The organism is Streptomyces sp. MBT65 (assembly GCF_016612545.1).
Taxonomy (GTDB): domain Bacteria; phylum Actinomycetota; class Actinomycetes; order Streptomycetales; family Streptomycetaceae; genus Streptomyces.
In genome coordinates this window covers 1-657 of sequence record NZ_JAENRY010000718.1, presented here as the reverse complement: position 1 = coordinate 657, position 657 = coordinate 1, and the positions used below count along the sequence as shown (strand labels likewise).

Genomic DNA, 657 nt, shown 5'->3' with positions numbered 1-657 from the left:
TCCGGTACTGGTCGCCCCGTCCGGCGCCGGCAAGTCCTCGCTCCTGAACGCCGGTCTCATTCCCGCGTTACGGCGCCCCGGCGGCTTCCCGATGCCCGGCGCCGAGCGCTGGCCGGTGATCGCCGTCACCCCCACCGCCCATCCGCTGGAAGAACTCCTCGAACGGACGGCGAAGGTCCTCGGCAGCGACCTCGACCTCACCGCACGGCAGGTGGCCGACCGCCCCGAAACCCTGCTGGAAGCGGTCCGCGCCCGCTCGGAGGGTACCCCGCCCGGCCCCGACGGCCGCCGCCCGCCACCGGTCCTGCCGGTGCTGCTGGTCGACCAGTTCGAGGAACTGTTCACCCTCTGCTCCGACGAGAGCGAGCGGCGCGCCTTCGTCCGGGTCCTGCGGTCGCTGTCCACCGGCCCGGACCCCGCCGTCGTCGTGCTCGGCGTCCGTGCCGACTTCACCGGCCGCTGCCTCGAACTCCCGGAACTCGCCCCGGTGTTCACCGACGGACTGTTCGTCCTGCTCCCCATGTCCGTGGCCGAACTGCGGGAATCCATCACCCGCCCCGCCGAACTCGCCGGCGTCACCCTCGAACCCGGCCTGGTCCCCCTCCTCCTGCGCGACGCCGGACTGCGCGACGAACCCGGCACCGCCCACCCCACGCC

General features: G+C 73.7%; 1 pseudogene. It reads left to right on the top strand.

Annotated features, from left to right (window positions below):
- Nucleotides 1–657: pseudogene (locus tag JHN63_RS51770) on the top strand (DNA-binding protein); the annotation flags it as partial.